The sequence below is a fragment of the Deltaproteobacteria bacterium genome, from assembly GCA_022340465.1.
Lineage (GTDB): Bacteria > Desulfobacterota > Desulfobacteria > Desulfobacterales > B30-G6 > JAJDNW01.
The window spans coordinates 1-18,476 of sequence record JAJDNW010000017.1; the positions used below are offsets into that span (position 1 = coordinate 1).

Here is an 18,476-nt window from a genome sequence, read left to right on the forward strand (position 1 = left end):
TCGGTGTATATTTGAATGTCGAACATAAGTCCCCCTTGTTGAACCTGAGTTGAACGTTTTCATAGCAAGCCGTGTGCCATTGCCGGCGCACGATTTCAATTCGTCCCGTCTCAGCCGCATCATCGTCCATATTAACAATAATTACAGTGTATTCAAGATAATTTTCGTTTTTTTCACGACCCCGGCACCGTTCTTCATCACGGTATCTTCTCAAGTAAGATCCTTGCACAAAAAGGATTCGGCTTGAACGTTATCTATCGTATTTTAATATATTTTCAAATTGTTATCTCTATTGCAATATTTTTTTTGCGATGCAATATTATTATTTCGTTTTGGGGTCCGCAAACCCCTTTTCCCCGTGAATCCCACCCCCCGATTTTTCCGACCGGCCATGCAAAAAGGTACGTATCTCTTTGATATGACGGTTAATATATAAACCGGTGCTGCGAATTCTAAATCTTGACCGGGCTACCTGCGACTGGTATAGAACTTGCTATGGTAAACCGAATTGCAGCTTTTCTGCGTACAGGTATATGGTTCCTGCAAGTGCGTGGCTGTTTTCAATGAATCCAATGCAGACCGGAGGAAGGTTATGAAAAAGGAAGTGTTCAGTATTTGCGGCATGTGCACGGTCAGGTGTTCCATCAAGGTCGAGGTGGAGGACGGTGTCGTCAAGTGGATCGAAGGTTCCCCCAGCGACCCTGGAATGGCAGGAAGGCTGTGTGCCAAAGGATCCGCAGGCATTGCCATGCTGTACGACTACGAACGGCCCCAGCATCCCTTGATCCGCGAGGGCAAACGCGGCGAGGGCAAATGGCGCAAAGCCACCTGGGAAGAGGCCCTGGATTATATTGCCGGCAAACTCAAAACCATCATCGACGAACACGGCCCGCGGGCGGTGGCGCTGAGTGACCGCGGCGGCCCTTTTCGGGAGCTCCACCGCAGCTTTTTAAGGGCCCTGGGATCACCCAATTACATGAACCACGATGCCACCTGCGCCAGAAACACGCAGCACGCAGCCATCTCCCTGTTCGGGGGGGGGCGCAAAACCTTCAACTACGACTACAGCCAATGTAAGCACCTGGTGCTCTACGGCCGCAACGTCCTGGAATCGATGCGGGTAAAAAATGCCAACACCATCATGGACCTGTTGGAGAGGGGCGGTAAAATCACCTATATCGACGTCCGCGCCGCCGGAACGGCAATGAAAGCCACCCGTTTCTGGATGATTCGCCCGGGTACCGACTACGCCCTCAATTTAGGCATCATTCACACCATTCTGAAGGAAAAGCTCTACGATAAAAAATTTGTCGGCAAGTGGGTTTCCGGCCTGAAGGAACTGGAGGAATTCGTAAGACCCTACACCCCCGAGTGGACCGCCGGAGAGACCGGCATCCCCGCAGCGGAAATCGTCGAGTTCACCCACGAGGTGGCCGAGGCCGCCCCGGCCGTCATCTTTCATCCGGGCTGGCTGACGGCACGCTACAAAGACTCGTTTTATGCAAGCAGGACCGCCTACATTCTGAACGTGCTCATGGGAAGCCTGGAAGCACCCGGCGGACTGTTTTTTCAGAAGGGACCGGGGGATGCCGGACGCAAGGGGCTCAACTCCCTCATGGACACGATCCCCAAACCCGAAGAAAAGCGCGCGGACGGCTGCGGCTGGAAACACAAACAATTCGAGGGCGGCCCCGGTCTGATGCACCTTTTTTTAAAAGCCATGCTGGAAGAAGACCCCTATCCGATCAAGGGATACCTCGTTTACCGGCACGATCCTCTGCTTTCGCTGCCGGACCCCGAGGCCCAGAAAAAGGCCCTGGACAAGCTGGACCTCCTGGTGGCTATCGACGCCAACTACAGTGAAACGGCCTGGTATGCCGATGTGCTGCTGCCGTCGGCCACCTATCTCGAAAAATCCAGCGTTCTCTGCACGGGCAAAGGCCTGAAACCCTCTTTCCGCATCCGTGAAAAGGCGATCGACCCCCACACCAACGCCAAGGCGGACTGGTGGATATTCAAATCTCTGGCAGAACGTCTGGGGGTGGGAGAATATTTCAATTTTGACGACGTGGAGGACTTCTGGGAGTGGCAGCTCGAAGGCACGGGTGTAACCGTCGACGACATAAAAAAGAAAGGCTCTTTCAGCCTGGTGGACAAGCCGATCTGGTGGGACCGCATGAAAGACCTGAAGTTCAAAACGCCTTCCGGCAAGATCGAGCTGGTATCCAGCCGTCTCGAGAGCTGCGGCCTGCCGTCATTCAAACCCTATGAAACGCCTGCAAAACCGAAGGAAGGAACGTTCCGGCTGGCCTTCGGCCGCAGCCCGGTACACACCCACGGCCGCACGATGAACAACCCATACCTGCATGAAATCATGCCTGAAAACACCCTCTGGATAAACACGGCGGAAGCCGCCAAGCTGGGTATCAAGAACAAGGACCTGGTGAAAGTGACCGCAGCCGACGGCAGCCACTCCGGCACCATCCAGGCGTGGGTCACGGATATGATCCATCCGGAAACCGTTTTCATGGTCCACGGATTCGGCCGCAAAATTCCGTGGCAGACCCGGGGGTACAACCGGGGATTGGGGGACTACCGTTTTGAAACCGGCCTGCTGGATGTATACGACGAAGCCGGCGGCGCCATCGCGCTGCTGGAATGCGTTGTCAAGGTGGAACCGGAATAAATCCGCGTTCCGCGATTTTACAAAATTCGAACGATTCCCGAGCTGTAAACGCCCGGGCATTAATTTACATATACACCATACACCTGAATCGGAGGCAAACCGATGAGCAAGTACTACCTTTTCCAGGATACCAAACGTTGTATTGGATGCTACAGCTGCGAAGTCCACTGCAAGGCCAATAAAAACCTGCCTGTGGGCCCCCGGCCGGCTCAAATTATTGCCGTGGGCCCTAAAATGGTCAACAATCTGCCGCGCACGGCCCATGTATTCATGCCCTGTTTCCATTGCGAACAACCCTGGTGCGTGTCTGCGTGCCCCACCGGCGCCATGCAGAAAAGGCCTGAAGACGGGATCGTGTTCGTGGACAGCTCCCTTTGCGTGGGGTGCAAAACCTGTGTGTCGGCTTGCCCCTGGGGTGCGCCGCAGTGGGATGCGGAACGCGGCAAGGTTGTCAAATGCGACTATTGCATGGACCGCATTGACGAGGGGCTCGAACCGGCGTGCGTCACCAAGTGCGTTACCAAGTGCCTTCACTTCGGGCGTGTGGAAGACTCGGTTGAGATCAGGAGGACCCGTCACGCGGAAATGATCGCCAGCTTCGATTGATCGGGGCCCTTGCGCACTGAGACGAGCAACATTGTGGTGACGCGCTCATTAAGGGACCGACGGAAACACTGGATTTCACAGGTGTGAATGTATGAGCACTTCCTCTCGTTTCAGTGATTAACCCCAACGTTGAGGCTGACAGTGATGGTTATGTTTGTCGGGCATCGTATTCGGCTCATGTAACGTCGGCTTGCTTTCTTATAAGGATGTACGCTTATGGCGACCATAAAAATAAACGGGGACGACTGCAGGGCCGACGAAGGTGAAAGGCTGCTGGCGGTTCTGGAAAAAAACGGCGTCCGTGTGCCGCATCTCTGCTTTCATCACGCCCTGACGCCGGCTGCGGCCTGCAAGTTGTGCGTCGTGGAAGTCAAGGAAAAAGATAAACCTATCCGCACGCGTCTCTCCTGTGCCGTCAAAGTAACAGACGGTCTGGAGGTCACCACCGAAAGCGCCATGGTCCACCAGATGCGCAACACCGCCATGGGCAACCTGCTGAAGCTGGCCCCTCACTCCGAAGCCATTCACAAAATCGGCAGGGAATACGGATTGAGCACCGGCATCATTCCCGACGGGTGCATTCGCTGCCGCCTGTGCATCCGGGTCTGTTCCGAAATCATCGGCGCCAAAGCGCTCAAAATGACCAAAAGGGAGGGACGCAATTTTGTGGCCCCATCAGAGAACAACGAGTGTATCGGTTGTCTGACCTGCACCAACGTCTGTCCCACCGGTGCCATCCACTCCGAGGACGAGGGCAATGTGCGCACCATTCTCATAAGGGATGAAGTAGTGGGGCGACATACCCTGGAGCGGTGCCAGATCTGCGGCAAATTGTACGCCACCACCAGTTTCCTGGAGCACGTCAAACATAGCGAGGATGGGCACCCGGATGAAAAGACGGTTCACCATCACTGCCCGACGTGCACCAAGCTTTACTACCGCAAAAACATGCGACTGACCCAGCCCAAGTTTGGGAAGAAATAGAAAGGTGAGACTATGACCACTAGCGCCTGCCCGGTTTGCAACACCATCGCGGCTATCAAGGATCCCCTGGATGCGGGTACGGTCAAACAGCCTAGAGCCAGACGCCTGCTGGACGAAATTCTCAGCCTGTTCGAGGACATCGCCTGGGGGATGGCCGGCGAAGATCACCTGGCCGCCATCGGCGGTCTGCTTGACGAACTGGCGGAAAACTGTTCGGACCCCGTTGCCGGTGAGATCAAAAACCGGATCGAGCGGGAACTCAGCACAAACGACGAGGCGTTTCGGAGCCACATCACAACCCAGAACTGTCCAACCGGCGACTGTGTCAAGCTGACCCCCGCCCCGTGCCAGATGGCCTGTCCCGCCGGTATCGATGTGCCCACCTACGTCACCCTCATCGGCATGGGCCGGGATGCGGAGGCCATCGAGGTTATCCGCAGAGACAATCCTTTTCCCTGGGTGTGCGGGCTGGTGTGCACGCGGCCCTGTGAATTCATGTGCGTTCGGGGACGTATCGACAAACCGGTCTCCATCAAATTTCTCAAAGCCTTTGCCGCTGAAAGGGCCCTCTCCGACCGCCAATACCGCAATCCGGAAAAAATGCCGGACAACCATAAAAAAGTCTGCATCATCGGCGCCGGCCCCGGCGGCATGAGTGCGGCCTACTACCTGGCCCTCAAAGGCTACACTGTAAAGGTAATCGAGGCTCTGCCCATGGCCGGCGGCATGACCATGGTAGGCATACCGCGCTACCGCTTGCCCAGAGAAGTCATCGACCGGGAAGTCGCCATGATCGAGGAGCTGGGCGTAGAATTTGTTTTCAACACCCGCTTCGGTGACGACCTGTCCTATGACGACCTGAAAAAGCAGGGTTTCAAAGCCTTTCTTTTCGCCATCGGCGCCCACAAAGCCTACAAGTTGAACATTCCCGGAGAAGACGATTACCCCAAGGTGATCGACGCCATCGATCTGCTGAAAGATGTCGCCCTGGGGCACCGGCACGCCCCCGGGAAAAAGGTCGTCATCATCGGCGGCGGGAATGTCGCCATCGATGCCGCCCGCACCTGCCTTCGCCTGGGAAGCGAAGAAGTGACCATCGCCTACCGCCGTACACGCAAGGAGATGCCTGCAGACGAGGAAGAGGTCGAGCATGCCGAGGAAGAGGGTGTCAAGCTGGCCATGCTCACCATTCCCACGGAAGTAAAGGGGAAAGACGGCGACATCACGGCCCTTCATTGTCTCCAGGCCAAACTGGTTAAAAAGAAAGGTAGCGAGCGCATGTACCCGACCCCCGTCGAAGGCAGTGATTTCGACATAGAGGCCGACGCGATCATTCCGGCCATCGGCCAGTACGTGGACAAGGGTTGCATGCAGTCCATCGACGATGTCGGCTGGACCCGGCGCGGCACCATCCAAGTCAACATGGCCAACATGGCCACCACCCGACCCGACATATTTGCCGTGGGCGACGCCGTGACCGGCCCTGCCACGGTCATCGAGGCTATCGGCGGCGGGAAACGGGCCGCCAACGCCATTGACCGCTACCTTTCCGGCCTGCCGCAGCTCAAAATGCCCCCGGTTCCGGTGCGCCGCGCCGTCGTCGATTTCATCGAGGTGCCTGCCAGCACCAAAATGGTCCTGAAGCGGCCCGAAATGCCGCTGCTGAACATAGAAAGGCGGAGGACGACTTATCAGCAGGTGGAGTTGGGATACTCGGAAAACGTCGTCCGCGAAGAGGCCCGCCGCTGCCTGCGCTGCGATGTGTGCCGACGCTGCGGTGAATGCATCGAGGTCTGCCGCGATAAGATGAAAATCAATGCGCTGCAGATGGGCTATTTCGATTTCGACCACCCCGTGGATACCGATTTCAGGTCCACCCAGGAGCGCTGCATCACCTGCGGGGCCTGTGCCGAAAACTGCCCCAACAACGCCATGCGCATAGAGGACAGGGACGGTGAAAGGGTGCTTACGCTGTGCGGCACCGTATTGAACCGCCAGAAACTCGTGCTGTGCAGTTCATGCGGCGCGGTCATCGGCCCGGCAAAATACCTGGACTACATCGGTAAAAGGTTGAAACATACCGCCGACCAGGTGGGCGTGGAGGAGACCCTCTGCACGCAGTGCGCGCGGAAAAGGGGCATCCAGGCCGGCGGAATACCGGCGCACCATGTCTGACCCCGGCCCGGTTGCGCCGTCTGAATGCGGCATACGCGGTGTTCTGCAGAAAATAATTGGCGCCTGAGGCTCGAGAGATTTCCCGGAGGGTCAAAGGGCGGAAATCACCTCTGTAGCGGCCGCCTCGCCACTTACTGATGAAAGACAAACGTGGAGTCAAGGAGTCTATCGATGCAATTCCGAAAAGGGCAGCGTGTGGAAGTATACCGCAAGTCAGACGATGAGGGTTGGGAAAACTACATGGACGATTACGTGGGGTGTCACGGCATCATTACCGACCCGGATACCGCCATTAACGACCCGGATGCCCTGGTGGAAGTCAGCCTGGAAGACAAGGGAACCCACCGGTTGCCCCAGGACTGCCTGCGCCTTCTCGATGACTGAATCGAACGACGCGCTTCGATCACTGCCCCTTCTGTCATCGATACGCGGCCTGCAGCATCCCCGTACGGACCTGCGGTGCGTACTGGAACAGTTGGCGGAGATCCTTGATAAAGACCGGTCATGGTCCAGGGCGGAAATCTTCCGGGCCGGTGAAATGCTCCTCCGGTGGCGGGAATCGGCATCCCGGCGGGGTCTTTGGGACGCACCGCCGGTCATGATGACGACGACCCTGGATGATGCCATCGGCCAGGGCCTGCAGATCATTCACCTTTTCGGTAACCTGGCCGGTCTCGACGTGCGGCCGCTGGGCCTGATGCAATCCCCCGAAGCGATCATCGCCGCATGCCGCCAAGCCCGCCCGGAGATGCTGGGGCTGACGGTCCTGCAGTTCCATTCCGAAGAGATCCTGTGTGAGATCGCGGACCAACTGCGGCCCGCGACGCGGGTCATCGCAGGCGGACCGATCTTCAAATCCATGGCTCCGCAGGCATTGGAAGGTAAAGGCTATCTTGTATTGAACCATATCAGACACTTTATCGATTTTCTTTTGAGGTTTCCCCATGCCGATTATCCAGGCAGGCAAGATCAAACTTTATTATGAGGAAAGCGGCGGCGGTGAAGCCGGTGCGGTCGTACTGATCCGCGGCCAGGGGACCCAGATGGTTCACTGGCCGGCAACGTTTTACGACGCTTTTGCGGCCTGTGGGTACCGGACGGTCCGTTTCGACAACCGCGACACCGGGCTGTCTCAAAAGTTCGACCACATCGGCGATGCGGAACTGGCGGCCATCCGCAGAAAGATTGCGGCCGGGGAGGCGTTCGATCCACCGTACACGCTGGACGACATGGCGCTGGACGTCATACACCTGATGGATGCCCTGGACATTGCGAAAGCCCACATCGCCGGCATCTCCATGGGCGGCTTCATTTCCCAGGTTCTGGCGGCCAAATACCCGTCGCGGGTCGCCTCCATGACATCCATCATGTCGTCCAGCGGAGGAAATCTGGACCCGCAGCTCATCGACCGCCTGTGGTCACAAAGGGTTTCCAGGGAAACCTACATCCAGGAATGGGTCGAATACATACGCACCTTCGGCAGCCCGAAATACGCCGCCGGTGACGCCCACTCCCGGGAGGCGGCTGCTGCCGCTTACGATCGCTGCTATTCACCTGACGGCGCCAACCGTCAGCTTTTGGCAATCTTTTCGGCCGGGGGGATGGGCCTTCCATCCCTGGTAAGAACGATTGCTGTGCCGGCCCTGGTGGTGCACGGTAGCGACGACGGGTTGATTCCCCCTGAGAAGGGAAGGGAAACCGCCGAACTGATTCCCAACGCCACCTTCAGGCTGGTCGAAGGCATGGGCCACGACACGCCCCCCGACCTGGGACCACCGCTGGCCGACATCGTGCTGGCGCACATGCACGCCGTTGAAAGCAGCTGAGCATGGCGGCCTTTAAAAAAGCAATCCACTAAGGCCACAGTTCAAATGACCGAACCATGTGTTTAAAAAATAAACTTGACTTTTAACGATTTTCAGCTAATCATTCGTCTCGTTCTTATTAAGCATTATGTCGCATTAGGATTGCCAGGACTTGAAAACAATGCACCCCATCGTTATTCGAATCACTACCAGGCGAACGACCAAGCGGATGACCCGCAGACAGCGGTGTCGGTTCGAGTAGCGGCCTTAGCGACAGAACAGCGATAACATCGAAAGCCCCTTTGAACCGATCCAGGGTTCAAAGGGGCTTTTCACTTTTACACAACGGGGCGGTTGCCGGAAAAAGGAGAAAGACAATGAAAAAAGTTGGCATTATCGGATGGAGGGGAATGGTCGGCTCGGTTCTCATGGAGCGCATGCTGGCGGAAAACGATTTTGCGGAATTTGAACCGTTATTCTTTTCCACCTCCCAGGCAGGCCATCCGGGACCGGACATCGGCCGGGGAGTGGCGCCGGTGGCGGATGCCAACGATCTCGGATTGCTTGCAACCATGGACATCCTGGTGTCCTGCCAGGGCGGCGGCTATACCCAGGAATGCCATCCTGCGCTGCGCCAAAACGGCTGGCAGGGATACTGGATCGACGCCGCTTCCACCCTGCGCTTGGAAGCGAACAGCGTCATCGTGCTGGACCCGGTCAACCGCCGGATGATCGACAACGCGTTGTCCGACGGCGTAAAGAACTTTGTCGGCGGCAACTGCACGGTTTCGCTGATGCTCATGGCGCTGGGGGGCCTGTTCGAAAACGACCTGATCGACTGGATGACCACCATGACCTACCAGGCCGCATCGGGCGCCGGCGCCAACAACATGCGCGAACTGGTCTCCCAGATGCATACGATCGGGCAGGCATCCGCCGGGCTGCTGGGCGATCCGTCGGGAGCCATCCAGGATCTGGACCGGCGGGTGACTGCCACCCTTCGGCGGGATGATTTCCCCACGGACCATTTCGGAGCGCCCCTTGCCGCCAGCCTGATACCCTGGATCGACCGACCCATGGAAAACGGCCAGACCCGCGAGGAATGGAAGGGTATCGCCGAAACCAACAAAATAATCGGCAGGCAGAACAATCCCATCCCCATCGACGGTCAATGCGTACGCATCGGCGCCATGCGGTGCCACAGCCAGGCCTTCACGCTCAAGCTGAACAGAGACCTGCCGCTGGATGAGATCGAGGGCATCATCGCGGCCCACAACGAGTGGGTGCGGGTCGTCCCCAACCAGAAAGAGATCACCATGCAGGAACTCACGCCGGCCAAGGTTAGCGGGACCCTGACGGTTCCCGTGGGCAGGATCCGCAAGCTGAACCTGGGCGCTGAATATCTCACGGCCTTTTCCGTGGGAGACCAGCTGTTGTGGGGAGCGGCGGAGCCCTTGAGGAGGATGCTGAGGATATTGTTGGAGAGTTGAATGCTGCAATTAGGGAGGCATCAAATCTTCAGGGGTGATGAAATCGACCACCTTCGGATAAAGCCGAAGGCTTGGAATCCAAGGATCCGAGGGGTCCAGGGGCCAAGTGAAGGCTCTTTGCTCTTAGCTTTTGGCAGCCGTCGGCTAAGCGCTTATTTCTCACTCGAATCCTTGAACCCTTGAATCCTCGGATCCTGGTAGTATACTGTCGAATAAGAAAAAATTTAAACCTGTCGTCGACAAATCATCCCATAATTAGTTTCGCCAGCGCCTCGTAAGACTGCGCGCCCACCAGGCGGCGGCCATCGGCCAGAAAGGTCGGCACGGCCGTGATGCCTCTGGCGCGTGCTTCCTGCCAATCCCGGTCCACCTCGCGTTTATAGGTCCTTTCCTTGTACACGCGCCGCGCGACCGCCCCGTCCAGGTTGACGGATACGGCAATATCGGCCAGCAGGTCGACGCTGGCGAGGTTTTTACCGTCGACGAAATAGGCTTCGAACGCGGCCCTGTGAAAAGCGTCTCCCCTGCCCTCTTCTTCGGCCCACTTGCCGAGTTCCTGGGCCATGCGGCTGTTGTAGGTCATTTTGCGACTCCCAAAGGGAAGCCCGAGGCCGTCGGCCACCCCTTTGAGGTGTCGCATCACCTCGTCGATGTCGAAGTTGCGCCCACTGAACAGCTTTTCCAGCGAAACGCCCCTCTCGGGTGTCTCGGGGTGCAGGGGAAAAGCCAGCCACTCGATCTCCACGTCATGATTTTTCTTCAACTGGTCAACACGCCCGATGCTGAAATAGCACCAGGGTCAGACGTAGTCGGAAAATATTTCAAGTCTTTTCATATTATTATCTCACCTCATTGCTCGTTTGGTCGCAAGTATACTGATAATCACAAAAAGATATATCGTCAACCACTATCCATTCCCTCCATACACATTGATTTTAATAGATACTATGCTATAACCCAAGCGTGATACACTGGGAATTCCAATATCGAATATCTGCGTCCTAAACAATTTCAAATGACCCCATAACCAAATAATGAAATGGCCAGAAGGATAAAAGCGATTTCGTTAACTGCCCTGCGGTTACGTTTTGAATACTTGAATATTTCGTGATAAGGGATCTTGACTTTTTCCACCGGTAACGCCTGGAGATACAAATTGATCAGCATAGACAAATCCAAACAGAAAAAAATCCACACCCGACGCATCGACATGGCGACTTACGAAAAGGACGACCGCTCCATTGTCGTGGAAGGCGTGCTGCACGACGAACGCCTGGTGGAGGTTTACCGGCCCACGGGAGAGAAGACAGGTGCGGGGCCGATTCATCACATGGTCATCCGCATGCAGGTGGGCCGCGCGAACCTGGTCATCGAAGCGATCGATGTGGAGATTGGAACCGCACCCCATGAAGCGTGCCGTGAAGCGCTCGATTCGCTCAAACCGGTCATCGGCATGCCCATTGCCGCCGGCTTTACCGCCCGCATCAAGGAAATTGTCGGCGGCGCCAACGGGTGCGCTCACCTGGTGGCCCTTTTGAATGCCATGGCGCCGGCGGCCTTACAGGGCGCCTGGAATGCCCTGGCCCGTACGCCCATGAATCCCGGACACCTGGCGGCAGCCGTGGAAAGGATCAAGGACACCTGCATGCTGTGGCGCGAAGACGGCGTGTTGATGAAGGAATACCAGGAAAAACTTTTTCCATCTGAACCTTAACATTGCACTATTTTTTTTAAAGGAGGGACGAGTGGGACCACTGCAAGGCATTAAAATCATCGAGGTCGGCGGCATCGGGCCGGGACCTTTCTGCGGCATGATGCTTTCCGACATGGGGGCCGACATCGTACGCCTCGAGCGTCTGGGAGCAACGGCAAGAATACAACCGAAATTCGACATCCTCACCCGCAACCGCCGCTCGATCTCCATCGACCTTCGCAAACCCGAAGGTGTGGCCGCCACGCTCAAAATAATCGAACAGGTGGACGCCCTGCAGGAAGGGTTCCGGCCCGGCGTCATGGAAAAACTGGGACTGGGACCGGACGTCTGTCTCGCGAGAAACCCGAAGCTGGTCTACGGACGCATGACCGGATGGGGTCAGGAAGGACCGCTGGCAAAGACGGCGGGACACGACATCAACTACATATCCCTGACGGGCGCCCTGCATGCCGTCGGCAGAGAAGGCGGCAAACCCGTGCCGCCCCTCAACCTGGTGGGTGATTTCGGCGGCGGAGGCATGCTGCTGGCCTTCGGCATGGTCTGCGCCCTGTTCGAAGCACTGAAATCCGGCCAGGGACAGGTGGTCGACGCCGCCATGGTCGATGGTTCCGCCGCGCTCATGACCATGATGTACGGCATGAAAGCGGCGGGATTCTGGAAGGATCGCCGTGGCGTCAACATGCTCGACACCGGGGCTCATTTTTACGATACGTATGAAACGGCCGACGGGAAATATATATCCATCGGTTCCATCGAGCCCCAATTTTACGCCCTGCTGTTGGAAAAAGCCGAAATCGACGACCCTGAGTTCAAGCAACAGATGGACGTCACCAAATGGCCCGAGCTGAAAGTGAAGCTGGAAGCCCTGTTCAAAACAAAAACACGCGAAGCGTGGTGCGCAATCATGGAGACGACCGACATCTGTTTTGCGCCTGTGCTCTCCATGGACGAGGCGCCGCGACATCCCCACATCAAGCAAAGAAACACCTTTGTCGATGTGGACGGCGTCATTCAGCCGGCCCCTGCCCCAAGGTTTTCCCGGACGAAGCCGGAACTGAAAGGCACGCCGCGGGTACCCGGTGAGGACACAAAAAGCGTCCTGGCGGATTTCGGCTTCGGCCCGGACGAGATAAAAGGGTTGGAAGACGCCGAAGTAGTCGACTGAACCATCAAGACACAAAGGGTATTGGCCCCTGGTTCCTTAAACCGTTCACCGAGCAAGAGATCAGAGGCGGGGATTAAGATGAACGCCCAACATCGAACGTCGAACATCGAACGATTGGCTATTTGCTTTTGGCTGATTGCCCGGGAAACCTGAATGCAGTAAGCGAATAAACCACATCCGACGAATGAGATATCGAAAACCGTATGATGCCCGCCGGAAGGGAAAGAGAACATACCGCCGGGGCAGATATCGCCCGCCCCAAAAGGAAATCAATTTCAGACCGGGCGCCGATCCCGGTCTGAAAAACATATTTGCAGAAATCGGCGTCCCCGCCAGGCGGCCCTTCGAACCGGACCCCTACCAAATCAAGGCCATCGAGGCGGTCTTGTATTCCGACTGTCTGGTGACGGCCCCTACCGGCGCCGGGAAAACGTGGATCGCCGAACAGGCCATCAAAGACGTACACAGCAAGGGCGGCAAATCCTGGTATGCGACGCCCCTGAAGGCCTTGACCAACGCCAAGTTGACTGAATTTTCGGCCGCATTCGGGGCCTCACAAGTCGGCATTCTCACGGGCGACCGCAAAGAAAATGCGGACGCCTCCATTATCGTCGGCACCACCGAAATCCTGCGCAACCAGCTGTACGACGCCATGCACACCGGCTTTTCGCTGGATACTGATTTCGTTGTTCTGGACGAAGCCCACTACCTCGGTGACGAAGAACGGGGCGTGGTGTGGGAGGAGATCATGATCTACCTTCCTCAACGCATTCCCCTTCTGCTGTTGTCGGCCACCATCGGCAACGCCCACGAAATAGCCGGCTGGCTGTCGAAAATCCGCAACCGTCAATGCCGCGTTGTCGAGGAATTTGTCCGCCCCGTGCCGCTACACCCCCTGCTTCTGCACCCCAACGGCACCCTGCTTCCGCTGATGGCCAGGGGCAGGGCCGGACTTTCTAAAAAGGTCCGCGGCCTGATGAAATCCAAACAACGCCTTGAAATGGCTCCCCCCGACAAACTGCCGCCCATGGGCGATATTCTGCGCGTGCTGAAGAAATATGACCTGCTGCCCGCCATTTTTTTTCTCAAATCCCGCGCCGACTGCGACCGGTCACTGGAGCTCTGCCGGCAACATATCGACACAGACGTCCAACGCACACAGGACCGGGCACAAATAATCACGGAACTCGGAACCCATTTCCCCCACATCGCCGGGCACCGGCAGCGGAGGGCGCTGGAACTTTTTGCGGTCGGCAGTCACCACAGCGGCCAGCTGCCAGCATGGAAGCTGGTGCTGGAAGAATTGATGAACAAGGGGCTGCTGGATGCCATCTTCGCCACTTCGACGGTGGCGGCGGGCGTTAATTTTCCGGCGCGCAGCGTCGTGTTTTTCAACTCCGACCGCTTCAACGGTTTCGAATTCGTCCCGCTGGACGCGTCCCAGTTCCTCCAGATGACCGGGCGCGCCGGCAGGCGCGGCAAAGACAGAATCGGCTTTGCGCTGGCCGTACCGGGCAAATACCTTGACTTACGCCGCGTCGCCCGCCTGTTCGCCTCTCCGCCCGCCGCTGTCACCAGCAAGATCCAAATCAACTTTCCCATGGTCCTCAATCTTCTGCTATCACACTCACCGGAACAGATCGAGAACCTCCTCGGGCGCTCCTTTGCGGCTTATCGTATGGGCCGCCCTCGCAGGCGCGGCAACGTGCGCGATGCCAGCTTCGATGTCCGGCAGGTTCTGCGTGACGAATTCGTGCACCACCTCGATTTTCTGAAGGAAAGCGGATTCGTGGACGCGTCCGACCGGCTAACTCCGGACGGGCAATGGGCCTCCCAACTGCGTATAGAACAACCCCTGCTGGTGGCGGAAGCACTGAGATCGGGCCTGTTCCCCGACGGGGAACCGCAGCTCTTCGCCGCTGTGATGGCCGCATTTGTCGGCGAGAAGGAAAGCGAAGAACGCCTAGACCGGCGCACCTGGCCCAAGAACCTGATAACCTCGGTACTGCGGATAAAAAAAGGATTGACCAGTTTTGCCAGGCACCTGGCCTTCAGCGGCTTTCCCGTGCGCCCGCTTTCCGTTCAAGGAGCTGCGGCCGTTCATTCCTGGGCCCGGGAAGAGGATTGGAAAAAGATCGTACAGCGCTTCCGGATAGCGGACGGGGACTTCGCCATGCTGATCATGCGCACCGCAGACAACCTGCGGCACATCGGTTCACTCGGCAACCCCTTTCCGCAAGCTGCCGCCACCGCCCTGGAAGCCATCGACCTGATCGTGAAACCACCGGTGATGCCGTAGTGCCCGTCCACAAAACCATTTCCCCGCGAGTTTCCCTGTATCGATTGTCATGCGTGTGTTCCGACGGAGGTGCCATGCCCCATGTGGAATTGCTGTCCTGCGCCGAAAAAGTCGATACTGTATAACGCCGGCATCATTCACCCCCGTCCTGAGGGCGGAGTCCTCCGGCGCGGTTTTCTAAACCCTCCCCCCCCGCCGTTTGATCTCCTCCACCAGGACCAGTTCGCCGAGTTGGTTCGGCAGGCACATGACCGCCCTGCCCCGATTGATCTTCGCGATTGTGTGGGTGAATTCCACCAGCACCGGGTTGTCGTCCAGCATGAAGGTTTCGATGTTCATCCCCATAGCCGTGACCTTGCGCACCTCGGCCAGGGTCGCCCTGCAGGCATTGGGGCTCAACCCGAACATGGATTCCGGAAGTTCGACGTAGAGCTTGTCTTCCAGATAATAGGCGGTGGGCTGACCATCGGTGATGACAATCACCCGGTTGTTGCGGTTGCCGCTCTTCCTGATGAGCTGCATGGCGAGCCGCAGCCCCCCCTGAAGGTTGGTGTAGGGGGCCTGGGCGTCCCACACGGAAAGAGCCAGCTCGTTGCCTTTGAGCTCACGGGCTTCGGTTGAAAACCCGACCGCGTGGAACCTGTCCTTGGGGAAGCGGGTGCGAATGTAGTGGCCCAAGGCCAGGGCCACTTTTTTCCCGGCTGCGAACCGGCCCTCCCAGGACATGGACCACGAGAGGTCCAGAAGGACCACGGTCGTCGATGTGACAAGCTGCTCCCTTTCGCGAACGCGAATGTCTTCGGGGGACAGCTCGACAGTACCGCCTGAGAGGTGACTGCGGGTCACGGCCCCTAAAATGGTGCGGTTGATGTCCAGGTCGAACCGGTCGCCGTATTCATACGGCCGCGATGAATCCGGTTCCACTTCTCCGGTCTGGGGAGCATTTCCCGGCTGCCTGCCCTGCCTGTCTTTCCTGATGTGGTGGTACAACTTACCGAAAGCCGTCTCTCCCAGCACCCGCATGCCCCTGGGCGTCATGCCGACCCCTTTGCTTCCGTCCAGGTCCGCCACCCCTTCCTCTGAAAGGAGACCGGGCAGTTGGAGCAGGATGTTGAGGGATCGCCCGGCCCTGTCTCCCAAAACCCTGCGGAAGTCCTCCGGATCTATGTTGGATATGTTGCCGCTCATGAGCCGCTGCTGCACCTGTTCGATGGCATGAAACCGGCGCATCAGCTCGACGGCATGGTCGAAATCCAGTGCCTCCTCCCCCCTGAACTTTTCGCCGAATTCGCCGTAAAAACGATACAGGTCGAGAATGTCGTTTTCCCGATGGCGCCATTGAGCAAGAAGGTCCCGGCTTTCAGGGTTTTCGAAATCGAATGAGGAGAGCGTTTTCAACTTTTCCATCAGCCCGGGAGGCAGGGATGCATAGTCCGGAAGCGGGGGTCGCCCTTGCCGGGCCCGGGTTGCGGCTTCATCGGCCAAAAGGAACCGGAGGTCATCCATGGGTTTGTCGAAAGCGGACTCCAGGTTGTATCGGGAGAAAAGGTCGTTTTTCTTTTTTTCGAGCTCTGCAATCATTTCGGAAAGCCCCATTACCCTGAAGTTCATGCCCGCCATTGGAAATCCTTCCCAGAACATCCGTGCCAGGGACATGTTGGGGCTCATGCCTTTCATGATGTTCTCCATGAACTGGTCGACAACGTCCTTCTTGTTCAGGCTGAAGGGCTCCTGGGTGCCGTCCCATTTTTTATAGACAAAGAGTTTCATGCGAGATTCAGGTATAAACTATCCTTCTGTGCTCCACCTCCCTGTTGAGTTTCCCGGAAAGATGAAGCCCTTCCAGGATAAACTCGATGGCCGCTGCCGCCTGGCCTGGATCGTCCGAGGACACCAGGGATTCGACGGCCTCCTTCAACCCGCCGATGACCTTGTACCCCTCCAAATAATTTTCCGAAGGCTGATCGCTGGATATTTCGGCGGTCATGCCTTTTTCAAAGGATGCGACAATGGATTGCAGGCCCTCCGCATCGAAGTGCTCGTCGAACACGATTTTAATTGCCGACTTGATGATATTTTCCAGAATTTCATATTGGCTGCTGCCGGGAACCTCGTACTCCATCTCCACTTTTCCGGCGATGGCGGGAAAGGATGCCTCGAGATCCGTAACGCGGGGCACGGCCGTCTTTTCGCCGGTGACGAGACTGCGCTTCAGGGCGTGGCCGGCAACGGCTTCATAGCTCCTGATGGAAACGCGGCAGCTGACCCCGGAGTGCTGGTTGATGTCCTTGCTTTTCCGGGCGTTGAAGGTGATCTGGGTCAGGATTTCCTTCATATAATCCGGTGTTTCAACGGCAACGCCGTCAAGGCGAGGTATGGCCGCCTCCTGGTCCATGATACTGATTTCGTGACGTTTTTCTTTTGGATAGTGGCTTCTTATTTGAACGTCGAAACGGTCTTTTAAGGGAGTGATGATCCTCCCCCTGTTGGTGTAATCCTCTGGGTTGGCCGTGGCAATGATTAATATATCCAGGGGCAGCCTGACCGGGAAACCCTTGATCTGGAAATCGCTTTCTTCCATGATATTGAAAAAGGCAACCTGTATCTTCTCTGCCAGGTCGGGAAGTTCATTGATGGCGAATATGCCCCGGTGGGCGCGCGGCACGAGCCCGAAGTGGATAACCGATTCATCGTCCAGGGTCCTGCCCCGGGCGATCTTTATAGGATCCACTTCACCGATCAGATCGGCCGTGCTCACGTCCGACGTGGCCAGCTTTTCCACAAGACGCCGGTCTTTGGAGATGTAGGTGATCGGTAGATCGTCGCCCATCTGTTCCAGCTTCTCGCGGCACTGCGTGCAAATGGGATCAAAGGGGTTGTCATGAATGGGGCAGCCCTCAATCGCCGGCATTTCATCATCCAGAAAATCGACCATCTGGCGAATGATACGGCTTTTTCCCTGCCCCCTTTCGCCCAGCACGATCATGTTGTGACCGCAAAGGATGGCGTTGACGATACCGGGCAGCACCGTATCGTCGTACCCGAGGATCCCGGGAAACAGCCGTTCGTCGTTTTTCAGTTTTTCGATCAAATTCGACCGCATTTCCTCTCTAATCGAAGGCAGACCGCTGACCCGCTTTTTCAATTCTCCCAATGTGGACGCAGCATCGTAATTTCTCATAGTTCACCCGTTTGAAGTTCCCCGCAGCATACCGCGGTAAATCTGCCCGCTGCAGCGGTTCACGTCGCCTCCCTTTTCAGCGACTTTTCCAAAACCGCCAGTCGCTTCTCCATCTCGTCGTCTTCCATCTCTGCGGCGACATCGACCAGAAAATCCGGTATTTCGATCCGCTGGGGGCATTTTTCCAGACACTCGCCGCAGGCCACGCATTGGGAGGCATAGCCGGGATTGCCGTCGGTAAGCATACCGCTCATACGCATGGCGTAGGTGAATTTGGCCTCGGGCTTGTTGCCGAAAAGGTGCATCTTGTTGTAAACGTCGAATGCGGCGGGAATCCCCACCCCTTCAGGGCAGGGCAGACAATATCCGCA

At 57.1% G+C, this 18,476-nt stretch carries 16 protein-coding genes; 11 read left to right on the forward strand and 5 right to left on the reverse strand.

What is annotated here, in order from left to right:
* A partial coding sequence (locus LJE94_02855; protein MCG6909048.1) for a hypothetical protein occupies positions 1-214 on the reverse strand: 214 nt, incomplete at its 3' end.
* Positions 215-592: 378 nt separating this feature from the next.
* Between LJE94_02855 and LJE94_02860 the strand changes: the two genes are divergently transcribed.
* The 8 genes from LJE94_02860 to asd all read left to right on the forward strand — a co-directional run bounded on the left by LJE94_02860 (position 593) and on the right by asd (position 9,746).
* Positions 593-2,686 (forward strand): molybdopterin-dependent oxidoreductase, encoded by a 2,094-nt coding sequence (locus tag LJE94_02860; GenBank protein ID MCG6909049.1) that lies wholly within the window; start codon positions 593-595, stop codon positions 2,684-2,686.
* Positions 2,687-2,788: 102 nt separating this feature from the next.
* Positions 2,789-3,292, forward strand: coding sequence for a 4Fe-4S dicluster domain-containing protein (locus LJE94_02865; GenBank protein MCG6909050.1), 504 nt, complete (start codon positions 2,789-2,791; stop codon positions 3,290-3,292).
* Positions 3,293-3,508: 216 nt separating this feature from the next.
* The gene (locus LJE94_02870) at positions 3,509-4,276 is read left to right on the forward strand and encodes a (2Fe-2S)-binding protein (protein MCG6909051.1); all 768 of its coding nucleotides are present in this window, start codon (positions 3,509-3,511) and stop codon (positions 4,274-4,276) included.
* Between the two features lie 12 nt (positions 4,277-4,288).
* Entirely contained in the window at positions 4,289-6,451 is a 2,163-nt protein-coding gene (locus tag LJE94_02875) for an FAD-dependent oxidoreductase (protein ID MCG6909052.1), read from the forward strand.
* Between the two features lie 171 nt (positions 6,452-6,622).
* Positions 6,623-6,835: a hypothetical protein gene (locus LJE94_02880; protein ID MCG6909053.1), complete on the forward strand. Its 213-nt coding sequence runs from the start codon at positions 6,623-6,625 to the stop codon at positions 6,833-6,835.
* Positions 6,828-7,436 carry a cobalamin B12-binding domain-containing protein gene (locus LJE94_02885; GenBank protein MCG6909054.1) on the forward strand — a complete coding sequence of 203 codons (609 nt, stop codon included), beginning with the start codon at positions 6,828-6,830 and terminating at the stop codon, positions 7,434-7,436. Before LJE94_02880 ends, LJE94_02885 begins: the two co-directional genes overlap by 8 nt.
* Positions 7,396-8,277, forward strand: a complete 882-nt coding sequence (locus tag LJE94_02890) for an alpha/beta fold hydrolase (GenBank protein MCG6909055.1) — start codon at positions 7,396-7,398, stop codon at positions 8,275-8,277. The genes LJE94_02885 and LJE94_02890 overlap by 41 nt, the downstream gene beginning before the upstream one ends.
* 356 nt (positions 8,278-8,633) lie before the next feature.
* Entirely contained in the window at positions 8,634-9,746 is a 1,113-nt protein-coding gene (gene asd / locus LJE94_02895) for an aspartate-semialdehyde dehydrogenase (GenBank protein MCG6909056.1), read from the forward strand.
* Positions 9,747-9,990: 244 nt separating this feature from the next.
* Here asd and LJE94_02900 read toward each other — a convergent pair whose 3' ends face one another.
* Positions 9,991-10,527, reverse strand: a complete 537-nt coding sequence (locus LJE94_02900; protein MCG6909057.1) for a DsbA family protein — start codon at positions 10,525-10,527, stop codon at positions 9,991-9,993.
* A 375-nt stretch (positions 10,528-10,902) separates the two neighbouring features.
* Here LJE94_02900 and LJE94_02905 point away from each other — a divergent pair, with 375 nt between their 5' ends.
* From LJE94_02905 to LJE94_02915, 3 genes are all read left to right on the forward strand, one after another.
* Complete coding sequence (locus LJE94_02905; protein ID MCG6909058.1) at positions 10,903-11,460, forward strand: DUF2889 domain-containing protein; 558 nt, start codon at positions 10,903-10,905, stop codon at positions 11,458-11,460.
* Positions 11,461-11,491: 31 nt separating this feature from the next.
* Complete coding sequence (locus LJE94_02910; GenBank protein ID MCG6909059.1) at positions 11,492-12,625, forward strand: CoA transferase; 1,134 nt, start codon at positions 11,492-11,494, stop codon at positions 12,623-12,625.
* Between the two features lie 184 nt (positions 12,626-12,809).
* Entirely contained in the window at positions 12,810-14,924 is a 2,115-nt protein-coding gene (locus tag LJE94_02915) for a DEAD/DEAH box helicase (protein MCG6909060.1), read from the forward strand.
* Between the two features lie 177 nt (positions 14,925-15,101).
* Here LJE94_02915 and LJE94_02920 read toward each other — a convergent pair whose 3' ends face one another.
* The 3 genes from LJE94_02920 to LJE94_02930 form a co-directional block, all read right to left on the reverse strand.
* A complete protein-coding gene (locus LJE94_02920; GenBank protein ID MCG6909061.1) occupies positions 15,102-16,694 on the reverse strand; it encodes a VWA domain-containing protein in 1,593 nt (530 codons plus the stop codon).
* A 7-nt stretch (positions 16,695-16,701) separates the two neighbouring features.
* Positions 16,702-18,105: a magnesium chelatase gene (locus LJE94_02925; protein MCG6909062.1), complete on the reverse strand. Its 1,404-nt coding sequence runs from the start codon at positions 18,103-18,105 to the stop codon at positions 16,702-16,704.
* A 59-nt stretch (positions 18,106-18,164) separates the two neighbouring features.
* Positions 18,165-18,476: 4Fe-4S dicluster domain-containing protein (locus LJE94_02930; GenBank protein MCG6909063.1), on the reverse strand; the 312-nt coding region annotated here is incomplete at its 5' end.